The organism is Kocuria himachalensis, from assembly GCF_054784195.1.
The window spans coordinates 1-1,040 of the sequence record NZ_BAAGPL010000033.1; the positions used below are offsets into that span (position 1 = coordinate 1).

A 1,040-nucleotide genomic window follows, 5' to 3' on the forward strand; every position below is an offset into this window, starting at 1 on the left:
CCCGTCCGGGAATGCCGGAAGGGGTTCAGGAGCCGGCATCATCGAAGTCCTCCAGGCGGGCACCTTCGAGGAACTCTTGACCCGCCACGACTTCCTGAGCACACCGGCCCCCATGAGAAGAGAACCTGATGAGCTGCGCACCGGATGCCCCCGACCCCACGGACCCCGCCCACAACGACACAGGCGAGGAGACCACACAAGACCATGACGCCGCCGGCGAAGCCCAGGGCGGGCTGGCCGGGGCCGGGGCCGCCCGCAGCTTCAACGACGCCGTCGACCGGCGCCTGGCCCGCCGGGCGCCCGAGGACCCCTCCCCCGGCAACAGCGCAGCACAGAGCGGGGGCCGGCCCGACCTGGAGGAAGAAGAGGACAGCCCGGTGCGAGTTGACAACCCGGAGTGAGCACCACGCGCACGGCCACCGCCGAGGTCCTCTGCCCGTTGTCGGGCCGAAGTCCTCGGCGACGCCCGTGCCCGTCACTGCCCTACTCGCCCCGGGTCCCCTGGGACGGTAGCCGGTGTGGGGAGCTTGTCCAAGGGACACGGACGGTTCTAGACACCCCCGCCCGGCAGACGGCCACCGCCGGCCGGCGGCACCTCACCCTGGGCATCCGGATCCTCCCCCGGTGCTGGGCCGACCGCGTCATAGGCGGTGGGAGCCTCCGTGGGCGTCACCGGTGTGGCGGTGTCCTCAGTCCCGGCAGTCGGGACCAGGGTCGTGAACTCCTCACTCACCGCCTCCTCCTCGACGAGCGGGGCCTCGACCGGGGTGCCCTCCTCGAACGTGCCCGACTCGATGTCCGCGCCAGTGTCCTCCTCGGCATCCTTGTTCTTGGCCGCCGCCGCGGCGGCCACCCCAGCGGCGGCCACCCCGGCCGCGGCCACACCCGCGGCGACCACCTTGCCCGACACCCCGGCCTTGCCGTCGTCACCGCGGGAGGCCGCGGCGTGCTCCACACCGGGCGTGCCGACCGGGGCTCCCTCGTTGACGGAGCCCCGCCAGGCGCCGGTGGCGTAGCCCTCGGCCTCGATGAACTTCTTG

Annotated in this window: 1 protein-coding gene and 1 pseudogene; one reads left to right on the top strand and one right to left on the bottom strand. The window is 73.1% G+C overall.

From position 1 onward, the window contains the following. Positions 1-128: 128 nt before the first annotated feature. Positions 129-401, top strand: a complete 273-nt coding sequence (locus ACYVM4_RS18135) for a hypothetical protein (protein ID WP_460669439.1) — start codon at positions 129-131, stop codon at positions 399-401. 149 nt (positions 402-550) lie between these two features. Here the strand turns inward: ACYVM4_RS18135 and ACYVM4_RS18140 are convergent. Beyond that, positions 551-1,040 (bottom strand): annotated as a pseudogene (locus ACYVM4_RS18140) (SRPBCC family protein); the annotation flags it as partial.